The 15,787-nt window shown below is 40.6% G+C and carries 15 protein-coding genes and 1 pseudogene; 6 read left to right on the plus strand and 10 right to left on the minus strand.

All coding sequences use genetic code 11. The features are described from left to right. Window positions 1–57: 57 nt before the first annotated feature. The gene (locus PS1M3_RS05505) at window positions 58–915 is read left to right on the plus strand and encodes a DUF6136 family protein (protein WP_371816611.1); all 858 of its coding nucleotides are present in this window, start codon (window positions 58–60) and stop codon (window positions 913–915) included. Here PS1M3_RS05505 and fadE read toward each other — a convergent pair whose 3' ends face one another. Beyond that, complete coding sequence (gene fadE / locus PS1M3_RS05510; RefSeq protein ID WP_006794046.1) at window positions 916–3,372, minus strand: acyl-CoA dehydrogenase FadE; 2,457 nt, start codon at window positions 3,370–3,372, stop codon at window positions 916–918. A gap of 304 nt (window positions 3,373–3,676) precedes the next feature. Between fadE and PS1M3_RS05515 the strand changes: the two genes are divergently transcribed. Beyond that, complete coding sequence (locus PS1M3_RS05515; protein WP_008132190.1) at window positions 3,677–4,441, plus strand: class II glutamine amidotransferase; 765 nt, start codon at window positions 3,677–3,679, stop codon at window positions 4,439–4,441. 28 nt (window positions 4,442–4,469) lie between these two features. Here the strand turns inward: PS1M3_RS05515 and PS1M3_RS05520 are convergent, their stop codons facing one another. From PS1M3_RS05520 to cmoA, 5 genes are all read right to left on the minus strand, one after another. Then, window positions 4,470–5,198 carry a DUF3108 domain-containing protein gene (locus PS1M3_RS05520; RefSeq protein WP_008132192.1) on the minus strand — a complete coding sequence of 243 codons (729 nt, stop codon included), beginning with the start codon at window positions 5,196–5,198 and terminating at the stop codon, window positions 4,470–4,472. Window positions 5,199–5,214: 16 nt separating this feature from the next. Then, complete coding sequence (gene purN, locus PS1M3_RS05525) at window positions 5,215–5,862, minus strand: phosphoribosylglycinamide formyltransferase (RefSeq protein ID WP_008132195.1); 648 nt, start codon at window positions 5,860–5,862, stop codon at window positions 5,215–5,217. After that, a complete protein-coding gene (purM, locus tag PS1M3_RS05530) occupies window positions 5,862–6,914 on the minus strand; it encodes a phosphoribosylformylglycinamidine cyclo-ligase (RefSeq protein ID WP_008132197.1) in 1,053 nt (350 codons plus the stop codon). Before purM ends, purN begins: the two co-directional genes overlap by 1 nt. Before the next feature lie 192 nt (window positions 6,915–7,106). Further along, window positions 7,107–8,075, minus strand: coding sequence for a tRNA 5-methoxyuridine(34)/uridine 5-oxyacetic acid(34) synthase CmoB (cmoB, locus tag PS1M3_RS05535; RefSeq protein WP_008132199.1), 969 nt, complete (start codon window positions 8,073–8,075; stop codon window positions 7,107–7,109). 13 nt (window positions 8,076–8,088) lie between these two features. Continuing rightward, a complete protein-coding gene (gene cmoA / locus PS1M3_RS05540; protein ID WP_008132202.1) occupies window positions 8,089–8,814 on the minus strand; it encodes a carboxy-S-adenosyl-L-methionine synthase CmoA in 726 nt (241 codons plus the stop codon). A 116-nt stretch (window positions 8,815–8,930) separates the two neighbouring features. Here cmoA and PS1M3_RS05545 point away from each other — a divergent pair, with 116 nt between their 5' ends. Beyond that, window positions 8,931–9,617, plus strand: coding sequence for a DUF3334 family protein (locus PS1M3_RS05545; protein WP_006794039.1), 687 nt, complete (start codon window positions 8,931–8,933; stop codon window positions 9,615–9,617). A gap of 134 nt (window positions 9,618–9,751) precedes the next feature. Here the strand turns inward: PS1M3_RS05545 and PS1M3_RS05550 are convergent, their stop codons facing one another. Beyond that, window positions 9,752–10,249 (minus strand): M48 family metallopeptidase, encoded by a 498-nt coding sequence (locus PS1M3_RS05550; RefSeq protein ID WP_008132206.1) that lies wholly within the window; start codon window positions 10,247–10,249, stop codon window positions 9,752–9,754. A 29-nt stretch (window positions 10,250–10,278) separates the two neighbouring features. Further along, the gene (locus PS1M3_RS05555; RefSeq protein ID WP_008132207.1) at window positions 10,279–11,127 is read right to left on the minus strand and encodes a DUF72 domain-containing protein; all 849 of its coding nucleotides are present in this window, start codon (window positions 11,125–11,127) and stop codon (window positions 10,279–10,281) included. Between the two features lie 248 nt (window positions 11,128–11,375). Here PS1M3_RS05555 and aspS point away from each other — a divergent pair, with 248 nt between their 5' ends. Beyond that, complete coding sequence (gene aspS, locus PS1M3_RS05560; RefSeq protein WP_008132210.1) at window positions 11,376–13,154, plus strand: aspartate--tRNA ligase; 1,779 nt, start codon at window positions 11,376–11,378, stop codon at window positions 13,152–13,154. 118 nt (window positions 13,155–13,272) lie between these two features. Further along, complete coding sequence (locus PS1M3_RS05565) at window positions 13,273–13,503, plus strand: hypothetical protein (protein ID WP_008132212.1); 231 nt, start codon at window positions 13,273–13,275, stop codon at window positions 13,501–13,503. Window positions 13,504–13,598: 95 nt separating this feature from the next. Here PS1M3_RS05565 and PS1M3_RS05570 read toward each other — a convergent pair whose 3' ends face one another. Next, window positions 13,599–13,922 carry a hypothetical protein gene (locus tag PS1M3_RS05570; protein ID WP_006794033.1) on the minus strand — a complete coding sequence of 108 codons (324 nt, stop codon included), beginning with the start codon at window positions 13,920–13,922 and terminating at the stop codon, window positions 13,599–13,601. Window positions 13,923–14,144: 222 nt separating this feature from the next. Between PS1M3_RS05570 and PS1M3_RS05575 the strand changes: the two genes are divergently transcribed. After that, complete coding sequence (locus PS1M3_RS05575; protein ID WP_138741094.1) at window positions 14,145–14,864, plus strand: alpha/beta hydrolase; 720 nt, start codon at window positions 14,145–14,147, stop codon at window positions 14,862–14,864. A gap of 50 nt (window positions 14,865–14,914) precedes the next feature. Here the strand turns inward: PS1M3_RS05575 and PS1M3_RS05580 are convergent. Further along, window positions 14,915–15,664: pseudogene (locus PS1M3_RS05580) on the minus strand (alpha/beta hydrolase family protein); the annotation flags it as partial. Window positions 15,665–15,787: the final 123 nt, after the last annotated feature.

The following is a 15,787-nucleotide window of genomic DNA, read 5'->3' on the forward strand; positions in this document are numbered from 1 at the left end:
ACAGATGCACCTGCATATGGTGCCCAAATAGCCTTGTTTTATTTGTTATTGCAAAGTGTGATGTTAAGCGCGATTAAGTCGGCAATTAAAAATAGCAAGCAACGGCTATTTCAACACACAATAGCTTGTCCTAGCTGGCTGAACATAGCAGATATTAAATTATTACTTATTAGTAATGGCTGGCTTATAACGAGTCTGTTGATAGCGCTTGATTTAACTTGGGCTCAGTGGATAAAAGTACCGCATTTTTTTGTTTTTATGTTTATACAGTTAGGTTTAGGCATTGTTTGTTTATACAAACCTAGCGCGCTCGTTTATGGATTTACTTTAAGTACTTTATTTTTGTTTACTCCTTTTGAGTTATCGCCGCTAATTTATCATTTGGGTTTTGCAATTATCTTTCTTTTAAGCGCATCTATACCTGTCATTAATATAAATGGAATGACGAGTGTTCGGTCTTTATTTAGCTTTTGGTTTTGTTACTTCATAAACCATAGTTGGACATTAGTATGGCGTATATCGTTGCTTTTGTGTGTATTTATGGCATCTGCTGAGTTATTAGAAAAGCGGCCAGATCTTGTGAATATAATAGCCGGTGTGGCGGTTGCTTTTATTGTACTTTTTAGCAGCTCATTACAATTTGATTGTACTAAAGTTCATGGACAACATCGGTTGTTTTTTAAAATGAATCAAAAGGCGCGAGCGTTTTATATTAGCCAGTTTATGCCCAGTATGCTTTTGTTTTTAGGAGCCTTTATAGCCTATAGCATTACGTTTGATAGATTAAACAGCACTTTGCTAAGCCTGGGGTTTGTGTGGTGTTTATTGCAGGTTTATTTTGCACAAAAAAAACCAGCGCATTATGCGCTGGTTTGGATTATTTCTAACGTTGGGTTGCTTGCTTTACTAAACTAGTTAAGCGGCATCCACTTTTGTAATAACGCTATCACGCGCTGCTTTACCTGCAAGCAAATCAGCAGGGTCAAAATCGTCTACGTTGATTACGTCTAAACGAGCTTGCTCTACAGCAGCTAGCTTATCGGCCTCAGCTTGGCTTAAAATACCTGCTTCAAGACCCATTTGCGCTACTTTATCAAGTTGGAAGAACGGTAGTTTAACACCTTTCTCTTTACATACTCTTTCAAATAGCGGCTCTACTTCTAGTACGTCTTTAAGCGTTTGCTCCTGACGACCTACAAGGTTAAGAGGCTCATTTGTTAAGTATACATAACTTGCTAAACGGTTACGTGTTTCGCTAGGAACTTGTAAGATTTGAGCTAGTTTATGCTCTAACTTATCTGTCGGTTTACGTACCGGACGGCCAAACGGGAACAATAACACTTTTAATACGCCACGAAGTGGTGCAGAAGGCATATTGTTAATTAAGTCAGCAAGAGCACGTTGACAGTGGTAAAGGTGATCCTGACAGCTCCATTGAACAAGCGCAAAATCTTCTTTTTTACGGCCTTCGTCGTTGTAACGCTTAAGCGTTGCAGATACTAAGTAAAGGTAGCTAAGTAAGTCACCTAAACGTGCAGAAATACGCTCTTTACGTTTAAGAGAGCCGCCAAATACAGCCATGCTAATATCTGACATAAGTGCTAAAGAAGCACTAAAGCGCGACGCTATACGGTAAAACTCAGCTGTTTCGTCATGGTAAGGCACACTTGTAAAGCGAGCACCTGTAAGGGCTAGCCATTTAGTACGCACTAGGTTTGACATAGTAAAGCCTATGTGACCCATTAGCGCTTTATCAAATACGTTAAGCGCTTCTTCGCGGTCTTCAATTTCGCACGCACCTAGCTCGGTTAGTACAAACGGATGACAGCGAATCGCACCCTGGCCGTATATGATCATATTACGGGTCAGGATGTTTGCACCTTCAACGGTTATGGCAATAGGTGCACCTTGGTAGCCACGACCTAAATAGTTATTTGGACCAAGCATGATCCCTTTACCGCCAAGAACGTCCATTGCATGGATTGTTGCATCGCGCATTTGTTCGGTTAAGTGATATTTAATAATCGCTGATACAACAGATGGTTTTTCACCTAAATCAACCGCACCAGTCGACATACTTACTGCAGCATCTGAGCTGTATGCGTAACCGGCAAGTTTAGCCATTGATTCTTCAACACCTTCCATTTTACCAATAGGTAAACGGAATTGACGACGAATACGGCTGTATGCACCCGTAGCGGTTGCAATCATTTTAATGCCGCCGGCAGAGTTAGACGGTAATGTAATTGCACGGCCTACCGATAAACACTCAACTAGCATGCGCCAGCCTTGGCCAGCCATATCTGGCCCACCAATAATGTAATCAAGAGGTACAAAAATGTCTTTACCGCGAGTAGGACCATTTTGGAATGGTACGTTAAGCGGGAAGTGACGACGACCAATTTCTACTCCAGGAGTATCTGTTGGGATCAATGCACAGGTAATACCTGGCTCTTTTACATCACTTAATAAGCCATCTGGATCTTGTAATTTAAATGCAAGACCAAGCACCGTTGCCACAGGCGCAAGCGTGATATAGCGCTTGTTCCACGTTAGGCTTATACCTACAACTTCTTCACCGTTCCATTGTCCTTTACATACAACACCGTAATCAGGGATTGAACTTGCGTCAGAGCCAGCTTCTGGTGATGTTAATGCAAAACATGGAATTTCTTGGCCGCTAGCTAAGCGCGGTAAGTAATGGTCTTTTTGCTCTTTTGTACCATAGTGTTGTAATAATTCACCTGGACCTAACGAGTTTGGAACACCAACAATTGACGAAAGTAATGTTGATTTACTCGTTAGTTTTTGAAGTACACAAGACTGAGCAAACGCAGAAAACTCTAAACCGCCGTATTCTTTTTTAATGATCATGGCAAAGAATTTATTGTCTTTAAGGTATTGCCATACATCTTGCGGTAAATCAGTTAGCTCGTGTGTTGCTTCCCAATCATCTAGCATGCTACATACTACTTCAACAGGGCCATCTATAAAGGCTTGCTCTTCAATAGTAAGTTTAGGCACAGGGTATTGGTGTAGCTTTTTCCAATCAGGGTTACCGCAAAATAAATCAGCTTCCCACCAAGTTGTACCCGCATCGATAGCTGACTTTTCAGTGTCAGACATGCTCGGTGTTACTTTTTTGAATACCGTAAAGATAGGTTTGATGATGTATTGCTGGCGAATACCAGTAACTGAAAGAGGCACTGCGATGATCAAAAAGATCAACCAGCTAATTAAACCAAAAGCACCTGCGAAGGTACCGATTAATAATGTTGCAGCAGAAACACCAAGTGCTGTGTTCCAACTCGCTCTGTGGTAAATCGCAGTGCACAGCAGCACGATTAAACCGAGTGTAAATATGAGTGTCATTTTAATTCCTTAATAGAGGTCAGACCACCTCATTTAGAGTAGCGCTAGTCAGCTCAAGTTTCAAGTAAATTAGCGTGTAAAATTATAGTAAAAAGTCAGAAGTTTTGCTTTACAAAATACCTTTTAAGGGGACGGATAGTGCTTTTTTCCATACACATTATGTTTTTTATTAATTCAGAGCGTTAAAAATTTATAATTCAGGTAGCCATAATGATTTTTTTAAGTAAATATGCAACTAATTTAGAAAATTTTTTTTGTAAAATGTACTGCTATTTATCCGTACTTTTTAAGGGCTTTTTTATAAATGTGTGAATTACTTGGTATGTCTGCCAATGTGCCTACTGATATATGTTTCAGTTTTGCAGGTCTATTAGAGCGTGGTGGTAATACGGGGCCACACAAAGATGGATGGGGCATTACGTTTTATGAGGGAAAAGGGTGTCGAACTTTTAAAGACCCAGAACCAAGCTACCAATCAGAAATTGCTAAGCTTGTTAAAGCCTATCCTATAAAAAGTGTGTCGGTTATTAGCCATATACGTCAAGGTAATCGCGGGCGAGTATGCCTTGAAAATACCCACCCGTTTACGCGTGAGCTGTGGGGGCGAGAAATAACCTATGCACACAATGGGCAGCTTTCAAACTATCACGATTTAAAACCCGAATATTATCGTCCAGTGGGTAACACTGACAGTGAACTCGCTTTTTGTTGGTTGCTTGATAAAATTCGTGAAAAATACCCTAAACGACCATCTAATATGGCGTCTGTTTTTAGATACGCTGCCAAGCTTTCTCACACGCTGCGTGAAAAGGGCGTATTTAATATGCTCTTGACCGATGGTGTATTTGTTTTAGCGTACTGCACTAATAACTTACATTACATAACGCGCCGTGCGCCTTTTGGTAAAGCTACATTAATAGATGCAGATATGGTTGTTGATTTTCAAAAAGAGACAACCCCAAACGATGTGGTAACTGTCATTGCAACAAGGCCGCTCACTAATGACGAGCGTTGGCAAAAAATGGAGCCAGGCGAGTTTTCGTTATTTAAAATGGGTGAGCTTATATAGTTCACCCATTTTGCAAATAAATCGTTAGCTAGTTAGCTTGAAGGTTTTTAGTGTGCTCAGCTGTTGCGGTTGGTGCAGTCACAGTAAAGGAGTTCATTTGAACTTCAAACTGCTCAGTCCCTTTTTCACCTTTCCACATGCGCACAAGCATGTAATCCATTTCAGGTGCAAACCAAGCGAGGGCTTGTCGCTTGTCGGTATCGTATAAACGTTTTACTTTAATTGCCTCTATGTTACCTATAGGCAAAGAAATCATCTCTGTGCCTACCACTTCAAAGTTATAATCCCGACGGTTACCTTTTTTATCAACAAGCGGAAACGAGAAGTTGGTTTCGCCTTTCTTTAACCCTTCACGAACCTGAACTTGATACGAAATGGCATCTTGAAAATCATCAGTCCACTCGCATTTTAGCGGGTACTCACTGTTACTGCTGGTAACAATTTCATTCTCTTTGTCAAAATCAATTTTATAGTTTTTATCGGGACCTGTTCCTTTACGTAGCATTGAATAATGATCAGGAGAGACCTTACCGTCTTTAAACGTAAATTTAGAGGTTTCTTTACGCGAGTCAGAAAAAATCATCCACTCAATGTCACTGTGGTAGGTTAATTCATAATTTTCATCATCAAGCTTTTTAAGAGAACGAACTGCCGTGCCGTGATTGCTGCCTTTACGCAAAATATCATACTTGGCTTCGTATTGAGTCAATTCGCCTGCAATAAGGCTTGTTGGAAGTAAAGCGCCCGCAAATAGCATTAGGGCGCTTATTTTTTTATTGTGGGTAGTGCGCGCCGTGTGCAGGAAGTTGTTTTTTGTCAAGAACCGCATAATCTGCTTCCATAGTAAGTCTTTGTTCACTGAACCATTTGACCACCAAAGGATAAATTATATGCTCTTGTTCGTGCACGCGTTTTGCTAATTTGTCTGCTGTATCATCCTTGAGTACAGGTATTTGCGCTTGAAGAATGACCGGACCACCGTCTAATTCTTCAGTTACAAAGTGAACACTTACGCCATGAACATCGTCTTTTGCATCAATTGCTCTTTGGTGGGTATTCAGCCCCTGGTACTTAGGCAACAAAGATGGATGAATGTTCAACATTTTTCCAATATATTTTTGCACTAAGCTAGGTGTAAGAATACGCATAAACCCAGCTAATACAACTAGATTTGGTTCAAAAGAGTCAATAACGTTCATTAACTGCGCGTCGTAGGCCTCGCGCGAGTCAAAATCTTTATGACTAAGAACTTGCGTTGTAATGCCTGCATTTTTAGCACGCTCTAGGCCATACGCGTCTGCTTTATTACTAATAACAGCCGCAATATGTCCGTTTATCTCGCCACGTTCACAGGCATCTATAATGGCTTGTAAATTAGAGCCACTGCCTGAAATTAAAACTACTAGACGAGTGGGTGCCATTACTTAGCACCACCTACAATGTCTACTTGCTCTTCGCCTGGAGCCGCATCTTGGATTTCGCCAAGGTGCCAAGCGTTTTCACCTAAATCTTTAAGCAAAGTTAAGCTTTGCTCAAGTTTATCGGCAGGAACAACCAACACCATGCCTACGCCACAGTTAAATGTGCGGTACATTTCATGCGTGGTAATATTACCGTTTTCTTGTAACCAGTTAAAAACGCTTGGCCATTGCCAGCTATCACCTTTAACCACTGCCTTAGCAGATGCAGGTAATACGCGAGGGATATTTTCCCAAAAGCCACCACCCGTAATGTGCGAAAGGGCATGTACGTCAACGTGTTTAAATAACTCAAGTAAAGTTTTTACGTAAATACGTGTAGGCTCTAATAAATGCTCGCCTAATGTTTTACCGTCAATTACTTGATTAGTGTCGGCGTTTGATACTTCAAGTACTTTGCGAATTAAAGAAAAACCGTTTGAGTGAGGGCCGCTAGATGCAAGTGCAATAAGTTGATCGCCTGCTGCTACTTTAGTGCCATCAATAATTTTAGATTTTTCTACTACACCGGTACAAAAGCCTGCCATGTCGTAGTCTTCACCATCATACATACCTGGCATTTCTGCTGTTTCGCCACCAATTAGGGCACAACCAGAAATTTCACACCCTTTACCAATACCGGTTACTACGTCAGCTGCTGTGTCTATGTCTAGTTTACCCGTTGCATAGTAATCTAGAAAAAACAGGGGTTCAGCGCCTTGTACTATTAAATCGTTTACACACATTGCAACTAAATCAATACCAACAGTGTCGTGCTTTTTTAAGTCGATAGCTAAACGAAGTTTAGTACCAACACCATCAGTACCAGCAACTAATACAGGTTGCTTGTAACCTTCAGGAATTTCGCAAAGTGCGCCAAAACCACCAATTCCGCCCATCACTTCCGGACGACGAGTTTTTTTAACTACGCCTTTAATACGCTCAACAAGTGCATTACCAGCGTCGATATCTACGCCCGCGTCTTTGTAGCTTAGAGACTGTTTTTGTTCGCTCACAGGTTTTCCTCAAAATAGTTGTTTTGGGTTGCTTAGAAACGCGCATATTTTACAACAATTGCATCTGCGCGGCTAGCGCAAATATAGCTTTGAAATAATTAACAAGGACACTTGTCCGCTAGTTGCTGTATTAGTAAACAAAAAAGCGCCCAACGGCGCTTTTTAATAATAAAATAAAACTCAATATCGCAATTAGGCTTTAGCTGTAAGTATTGCTCTGAGTGGGGCAGGGTAACCTTCAATGGTTTTACTTGTATCGTTTGGGTCTAAAAAGTCAACTAACGATTCATTTTCCATCCAATCAGTTTTACGTTGCTCTTTAAGCGTGGTAATTGCGCAATCTTTAATTTGCACATCTTTAAAGCCAACGCGCTCCATCCACAGTTTTAATGCAGCAGTACTTGGAATAAACCATACATTGCGCATTTTAGCGTAGCGATCAGTTGGTACAAGTACCGTGTTTTCGTCGCCTTCAATTACTAGCGTTTCTAGCACCAATTCGCCACCCGGGCGAAGCTGCGCTTTTAATTGCGCTAAAAAGTCGATAGGCGAGCGACGGTGATATAGCACCCCCATCGAAAACACCGTATCAAAAGCTTTAAGCTCTGGTAGGGCTTCTACACCTAGGGGTAACAAATGTACGTTTTCGTCTGGGTTATAGTGTTTAATAGCCTGAAACTGACATAAAAATAAGTCAGACGGGTCAATACCCACTACAAACTCGGCGCCTTCTCCGCGCATGCGCCACAAGTGATATCCCGAGCCACAACCAATATCTAACACGGTACGGCCTTTTAATGGCTCAATATGTGGAAGGAGCCTGTCCCATTTCCAATCGCTGCGCCATTCGGTGTTTATTTCAATACCATGCACATTAAATGGGCCTTTACGCCAAGGCATCATGCGTTTTAATAAATGTGTAGTTTGCTTTTGCTCGCCTTCGCTCATCTCCCCTTTTGCGCCAATTTCTACTTTAGTGGCTATATCAACGTGAGTTGTTTTTACCACAGGCAAATTTTTAAGTACTTTTTGCCATTTTGGTAAATCACCATGGCTTGCCTCTAGCTGCCAATGTTTTAATTGAGCGGGTAGGGTTTCTAACCAGTGGCTAAGTGGGCTTTGTGCAATAGCTGCGTAAAATTGATTAAACCATTGAGACATAAATTACTCTTTATTATTTAATTGCTACCATTGAGCAAAAATTAAAACATTGGTACCACACTTGTGTTTGGCTAAAGCCAATATCATCTAGCCTGTTAAGGTGCGTGCTGAGTGTATCGGGGCGCATTACGTTTTCTATTGCGGTACGTTTTTGACTTATTTCAAGCTCAGAGTAGCCATTATGACGTTTAAAGTCGTGATGCAAATCAATCAATAAATTATCGCATTGCTCGTTTTCGGCTTTAATTTTTTCGCTTAGTAGTAACACACCGCCAGGCTTTAAATTAGCGTATATTTTTTCAATAACAGCTTGGCGCTGCGCATGGGGTATAAACTGCAGTGTAAAGTTCATTGCCACAACCGATGCGTTTTTGATATCAAGCACGTTAATATCCCCTAAAGTAACTGTTACAGGTACCTCAGATTTAAAACCTTGTAAATGCAGTTTGCAACGCTCAACCATGGCTTGTGAGTTGTCTACTGCAATAATATGGCAATTATCGGTACGAATATTGCGACGCATACTCAGCGTTACTGCACCAAGCGAGCAGCCTAAGTCGTAAAGGTTTGAATTACTTTGTGCGTATTGGCCCGCTAATTTACCCATCGTGCTTACTATGGTGGCATAGCCAGGCACAGAGCGCTGAATCATATCGGGGAATACTTCAACCACATTTTGGTCAAAGCTAAAATCTTTTACTTGTTGCTCAGAGGCGTAAATACTGTCTTTTATGGTCACGAAGGCAGTCTCTTTAAAAATAATAGGGTTATTTTAACATTTTATACTGGATAGTCAGTGATAAATTCAGTAGGTTGGCTAGAATTATGAATAATAAGTACAAAAGAGAACGTTAAATGAGTAAAAGTAAAGTTATTAGCACCGACGATATACTAGCAACACTTTGTCACTCAGTGACAGGGGTACTTTCATCAGCAAGTGGTAACGAAATAAGTTACTCAGCCATGGTGCAAAAAATAACACGCACCTGCATGCGACCAGATATTGGTTGCTTTGTATTATTTGATGGCGGATTTACAGGGCTTGTTGTCACCAACTTCACATCGCAAGCGGCAATGGAAATATACGGCGACTACATGCGCAACATGGGTATGCCAGAAGAAGAAATTGCACACAGTCACTTGTCAGACGATGTTTCAAACGTAATGGGCGAGTTAATGAACCAGATAGTAGGTGACTTTACTTCTAAGGTTCGCGAACAACTTCATACCTCTATTACGCAAAATCAGCCAAAAATGATGGCAATTAATAAACAAGTGCAAATTTCGGTTGATACCACAATGGATCGCCCGCAAGCACGCCGCGTAACGTTTACTACCCGCAATCAAAATATTTTTTACCTAGAACTGGCAATGGATAAAACTGAGTTTATTAAACTACACGATTTTGACATTATTGAAGCCATTGACCCAGACGACATTATCGAAAACGAAGCTAAGCAAAAAGCTGAGAAAGCGCAGGCAAAAAAAGAGCCCGTGCAAGACGATGCAGATGACGACTTTATGGCTGAACTAGGGCTGTAACCTCCAAAGTTGACAGTTTATAGCTATAAGCTGAAAAGTTATTCAAAAAACGCGATTTAATATCGCGTTTTTATTTATGAATACTTTGATAATAGATTAAGTTGTATTTATATTTTAGGCTAACGGCTAACCGCTCATGTATACGGGTTCTCTCCCATCGCTACCACCACACAAAATATCCTTAAATCTAACTCTAGCTGGTGGTATTGCGGCTCCATATGGCAGCACAGTTTATAAAAGCCTTTATTGTGATCTTTTTCCTTAAAATGGGCGAGTTCGTGCACAACCAACGCTTTTAATAAAGGCTCGGGGGCGCGCAATAAATCGCTGTTTATGGCTAAATCGTGTTTACGGGTTTTGCCTTGCATACGATAGGTGTGCGTACCCAATGCGTTGGTAACCATATCGCCTTGTTTTTTAAACGCCGCACGGCCAAATGGTGGAGCGTTTTTTAAATACTGTTTTTTTAAATCAGTGGCGTAGCTATAAAGTAGTTTATCGGTGGTTATGGTGTGCGCTTGCGGGTACTTTTTAAGTAAGTAGTCACAAACCTTGTTGTTACTAATTAGGCTTAATACTTGCTCAACAATATTTGTAGGGTAGCCTGTAAAGTAACGGGCGTATTCACTCATTTTTATGTCTCTATATTCTTGTTTTATTTTTAAAAAAGGGCATGTTGCTGCGCTTCTTTCTCGCCGCTAAACGGATTGAGTACACTATGGTTATACCCAAGATCTTTACAAAATTGGCGTGCAAGTAATGGCGACTCACGATTATCAGCAGTATGAAAAAACACGTAAGGGGATTTACCCTCATCAAGCCATTGTTTTACTTTACTAAGCCACGGCTTGTAAAAGGTTTGGTAGTCGTTTTGTAAATCTGCAATCACAAACCGTGCTATAGGCTCTGACCCCGTGGCAATTGCATGCACCGGCAAGTGAGGCTTTTTTTGCTGCGCATCTATTAACGCTTCGGTGGTTGGCTTTACTGCAAAAAGCGCTCGCGTATCCATTGAAATACGATTTATGTTGTTTGCCATTAATAACTGATTAAGCGCTATTTCGGCTTCACCTTTTTTAAAAAACTCAGTATGGCGTACTTCTACACCATAGGTAAGCTCTTTAGGCAGTAAGCTAATAAAGTGTACCAATTTGGATAAATCATTTGGGCCAAATGCTTTGGGTAATTGCAGCATTATTTGCCCTGTTTTTTCAAGCAAAGGGGCAAATAGAGTTAGCCAATCGGTAAGTTCTTTTTGCACATTGGTCAGCTGTAGCTCGTGGCTAAAACGACGATGAAATTTAAAGGTAAATTTAAAATCGTCAGGTACGCTTTGTGCCCAGCGCAAAGCAGTACTAGGTGATGGGTCGGCGTAAAAACTGGTGTTACCTTCTACCGAATTAAAATGCTGCGCGTATTGGCTTAGCATGTCGGCGTTTTTACATTGGCTTGAAAATAAATTGCCCTTCCATGCAGTGCTAGACCACTGAGGGCATCCAATATATAACATAAAAAATAGCTGATAAATTACATCGTGCCGCCAGTGTAGCAAATACCAACAGTGCCTGCTTTAAATTAACACCAACACACTAAACACGCCTAGCATCTTCAACCTACTTGGGTATAATGCAGGGCTTAATTTGAATATTCTTAGATTGCTTACGGCTTTATTTGAAGTGTGGTGGCTCTTTTTTAAATTATGCGCCTATAAAAACAAATAATTTTTACCGTTGAAGCCTTTTATCTGACAGGAAAACTATGCGCTCTATATACTGCGGACAGCTAAATAAAACTCACGTAGATCAAGAAGTTGAACTATGTGGCTGGATCAACAAACGACGTGACCTTGGTGGACTTATCTTTGTCGATTTACGCGATAGAGAAGGTTTAGTACAAGTTGTATTCGATCCAGAAGTTGAAGGACTAATGGATACAGCGAACAAGCTTCGTCAAGAATTTTGTGTTCAGTTAAAAGGGGTTGTACGTGCTCGCCCAGAAAGCCAAGTAAATAAAGACATGGCAACTGGCGAAGTAGAAATTTTAGGCACCGAGCTTACAATTATTAACCGTTCAGAGCCATTGCCGCTTGATTTTAACCAAACAAACTCTGAAGAGCGCCGCTTAAAGTACCGCTATTTAGACCTTCGCCGCCTTGAAATGAGCGACCGTATTAAACTACGCGCTAAAGCAAGCAGCTTTGTTCGTCGCTTTTTAGATGAAAATGGCTTTTTAGACATTGAAACACCGGTACTTACAAAAGCAACGCCAGAAGGCGCGCGCGATTACTTAGTGCCAAGCCGTGTTCATAAAGGCAGCTTTTACGCATTACCGCAATCGCCACAATTATTCAAACAATTGTTGATGATGTCAGGTTTTGACCGTTACTACCAAATTGTTAAATGTTTCCGTGATGAGGATTTACGTGCCGATCGCCAGCCTGAATTTACGCAAATAGATTTAGAAACCTCGTTTATGAGTTCGGATCAAGTACGTGGTATGACTGAAAAAATGATCCGTGAAATGTGGCAATCGTTACTAAACGTTGACTTAGGCGACTTCCCAATTATGCCTTATTCTGAGGCGATGAGCTTATATGGTTCTGATAAGCCAGACTTACGTAACCCAATGAAATTAGTAGACGTTGCTGATTTAGTGAAAGATGTTGAGTTTAAAGTATTCTCAGGCCCTGCAAACGATGAAAAAGGCCGTGTTGCTGTATTAACAGTACCGGGTGGCGCTAAGCTTTCGCGTAAGCAACTTGATGATTACACTAAGTTTATTGGTATTTATGGTGCTAAAGGCTTAGCATGGATGAAAGTAAACGACCGTGATGCAGGCGTTGAAGGCGTGCAATCGCCAATCGCTAAATTCTTAAGCGAAGATGTGATCACACAGTTACTCGAGCGTACTAATGCACAAACGGGCGATATCATTTTATTTGGTGCTGATAAGCGCAACACAGTAAATGAAGCTATGGGTGCCCTACGCCTTAAAATCGGTGTAGATTTAGAAATCACTAATTTAGATAGCTGGGCACCACTTTGGGTTGTTGACTTCCCAATGTTTGAAGAAGATGACGAAGGTACATTACACGCTGTGCATCATCCGTTCACAGCACCAAAAGATATTAGTGCAAGTGAGCTTGAAGCAAACCCAGCAGCGGCTATTTCAGATGCCTACGATATGGTATTAAACGGCTACGAAGTAGGTGGTGGTTCGGTACGTATTCACAATGCAGATATGCAAGAAGCCGCATTTAGAATTTTAGGTATTGAGGCACAAGAGCAACAAGATAAATTTGGCTTTTTACTTGATGCCCTTAAATACGGTACACCGCCACATGCAGGTTTAGCATTTGGTTTAGACCGTTTAGTTATGCTTTTATGCGGAACAGATAACATTCGTGACGTTATTGCTTTCCCTAAAACTACACAAGCGTCTTGTCTATTAACCGACGCGCCAAGTAAAGCGAATAGTGATTCGTTGACTGAACTGGCAATCAGTGTGGTAGAGAAAGCAGCCGCCAGCGAAGAGTAATTTAAGCTGAGTTTACAGCATTGAATTTAAAACCCTTAAGTTGTTTGCTTAAGGGTTTTTTTGTGGTTAAATTTAGCGCAGATTGTAATTTAACCAAACTGATGAAAAAGGAATTATTATGTCGATCAATGCAACCTTCTTTGGTGAATTTTTAGCTTTTCTTATTGTGCTGTGTATCCCTGTCTTTGCTGTAATTAGCTACAAAATAGGTAAGCGAAAAAGCACCAGCCCTGGTGTTTTAGCCTTTGTAGGCGGTTGCTTAGCATTATTTCCATTATTTGGGCTTATTTATATTGCAGTGCTTGCGCTAAGAAAAGATTTGCCAGAGAGAGGCGACTACAGCCATTGATAATTGAGAAGATAAAAGGGTTAATTATAAAGGTTAACTAAAATAAAGAAGCAAAGGTGATGCCTAAGCTTCTTAACATTACACGCGTTGCTTAATTACCGGCTAGGACCATTTTTATTGCGTGCACTGGCTAGTTGCCTAGCAATCGCTAGTAACGCAGGTGAAATATCGTCAGCGCCATTTTTAATTAAAGCAGTAACATCACCCGATGAAAACAGTCCATCACGCGGTGATTTAATTCCTAATTCACGAACAAAGTCCTTTGTTTTACCTGTACTGCCGGTTTCAATAAACTTAAATATAATCCGTTCATTGTTGTTTTTAGCGGGTGTTTTTAATGTGCTAATTTCATCATTAATTAAGGCTAACTTTTCTTCTAGAATTTCAATGCGCTGTTCAATGGTGCTGTATGATTTCATGTATCGGATCTTTTACTGAGTATATTGGAACAATTGCCTCTATTATCGCACAATTTTGTGTTTGCGGCTGTTAGTCTTTTTCAACATTTTTTAATCTGCAATTTAAATGTAAATAAATTTGGTATAACCACACAGACTACTATTACTTTTAAGGCTGTCATTAATAGTATAAAACGCCTAAACTAACCCGCATTAATTATAATAAACAATACGTTAAGTAATATGCATAAAACACTTTTTTACCTCACACTTCTTTTCACAAGTGTAAGCTCCTATGCCAGCGAAACATATATTACAGACATTAGCCGTGATCGTGAGATCCCAATTAGCATTTCGTTGCCAACAAATAACGTTAAATGCAGCAAACAAAATAAATGCCCAGTTGCCTTTATTAATGCAGGGTATGGTATGGCTCACAATAGCTATACTTTTGCCAGTGATGAATTTAACAAACAAGGCTATTTAGCCATTGCAGTGGGCCATGAATTAAAAACAGATCCTATGTTAAATGTGCATCCACCTTATATGGCAACTCGCATGGAGAACTGGCACCGCGGTGTGGTCACCCTTAAATTTTTAGTTAATGAATTAGCAGCCAAATACACAGAGTATGATTTTTCAAAGCTCACTTTATTTGGTCATTCTAATGGTGGAGATATTTCAGCCTTGTATGCTGCAATGTATCCTGATGAAGTCAGTGACTTAATTACGCTTGATCATCGCCGCATGTTACTGCCTCGTAATAAAGATATTCGTGTACTTACCCTTAGAGGTAGTGATTACCCGGCAGATGCCGGTGTGCTCTTAAGCGAAAAAGAGCTGAGTGAGTTTCCGGTTACTCAATTACGTATAGAAAAATCGCGCCATAACGATATGTATGATGGTGGTCCTGACTGGTTGGTTGATAGAATGAGTAAAGAAGTTGCTAAGTTTATAAATTAGCAGGTTAACGCGCCGTTTTAGCAGCGCGTAATGGTAAGTTTTCCTTATGCGTAATTTACGTAGCGGTTTGCCCAATGTGCAATAATTGTTGCTGCGTAATCGGCATCGTTTTTATTTGTCAGTAAATGATCGGCGTTATCTAGACTTATAAAGCTTTTTGGGTGCTTAGCGGATGCGTAAATTTTTTCAGCTTCAGTAATGTTTACGGTTGTATCAACCGGTGAGTGCATGACTAATAAAGCGCGTTTAAGTTTACTTATGTGGCTTTTATCGTATTTAGCTATATCGTCGATAAATTGCTTTTTAATGGTAAATTCACGCCCAGCTAAACTCACTTTTGCTTCGCCAGCTGCGTTTATTTCATCTAAATGGGCTTCAAAATTATGTGCTACATGTTGTGCATCTGACGGTGCGCCAATGGTTGTAATAGCTGTCACCTCAGGAATATATTGTGCAGCAGCAAGCACTGCGGCACCCCCTAAACTGTGACCAATGAGTAATTGCGGTGCTTTAAAGTGCGCTCGTAAATGATCAGCAGCAGATACTAAGTCTTGAATGTTTGATGAAAAGTTACTGTTTGCAAAGTCGCCATCGCTGTTGCCTAGGCCGGTAAAATCGAAACGCAGTACAGCAATTCCTTGTTGTGTTAAGGCACGGCTAATACGCGTTGCTGCCGCAATGTCTTTACCGCAGGTAAAGCAGTGGGCAAATAGAGCATAAAATTTTACGTCGCCATCGGGGAGCTCAAGTTGTCCGGCAAGTTCTAAATTACCACTTTTAAAAGATACTCTTTGTCGCATGGGGCGCCTTTTTTGAACAAATAAAATACGTTGTAATACTAGACCAGACATATGCATTAATGTGTGCAAATTCAACTGCTTTTATTTATTGATCTTGATCAACGCACCCTTTGATGGGGCTAC

This window comes from Pseudoalteromonas sp. PS1M3 (assembly GCF_016865405.1).
In the GTDB taxonomy this organism is placed as follows: Bacteria; Pseudomonadota; Gammaproteobacteria; order Enterobacterales; family Alteromonadaceae; genus Pseudoalteromonas; species Pseudoalteromonas marina.

Coding starts and splice junctions, on each gene's coding strand:
- fadE (WP_006794046.1), bottom strand. CDS start 3,372: ATGACACTCATATTTACACTCGGTTTAATCGTGCTGCTGTGCACTGCG.
- PS1M3_RS05515 (WP_008132190.1), top strand. CDS start 3,677: ATGTGTGAATTACTTGGTATGTCTGCCAATGTGCCTACTGATATATGT.
- PS1M3_RS05520 (WP_008132192.1), bottom strand. CDS start 5,198: ATGCTATTTGCGGGCGCTTTACTTCCAACAAGCCTTATTGCAGGCGAA.
- purN (WP_008132195.1), bottom strand. CDS start 5,862: ATGGCACCCACTCGTCTAGTAGTTTTAATTTCAGGCAGTGGCTCTAAT.
- cmoB (WP_008132199.1), bottom strand. CDS start 8,075: ATGTCTCAATGGTTTAATCAATTTTACGCAGCTATTGCACAAAGCCCA.
- PS1M3_RS05545 (WP_006794039.1), top strand. CDS start 8,931: ATGAGTAAAAGTAAAGTTATTAGCACCGACGATATACTAGCAACACTT.
- PS1M3_RS05550 (WP_008132206.1), bottom strand. CDS start 10,249: ATGAGTGAATACGCCCGTTACTTTACAGGCTACCCTACAAATATTGTT.
- PS1M3_RS05555 (WP_008132207.1), bottom strand. CDS start 11,127: ATGTTATATATTGGATGCCCTCAGTGGTCTAGCACTGCATGGAAGGGC.
- aspS (WP_008132210.1), top strand. CDS start 11,376: ATGCGCTCTATATACTGCGGACAGCTAAATAAAACTCACGTAGATCAA.
- PS1M3_RS05565 (WP_008132212.1), top strand. CDS start 13,273: ATGTCGATCAATGCAACCTTCTTTGGTGAATTTTTAGCTTTTCTTATT.
- PS1M3_RS05570 (WP_006794033.1), bottom strand. CDS start 13,922: ATGAAATCATACAGCACCATTGAACAGCGCATTGAAATTCTAGAAGAA.
- PS1M3_RS05575 (WP_138741094.1), top strand. CDS start 14,145: ATGCATAAAACACTTTTTTACCTCACACTTCTTTTCACAAGTGTAAGC.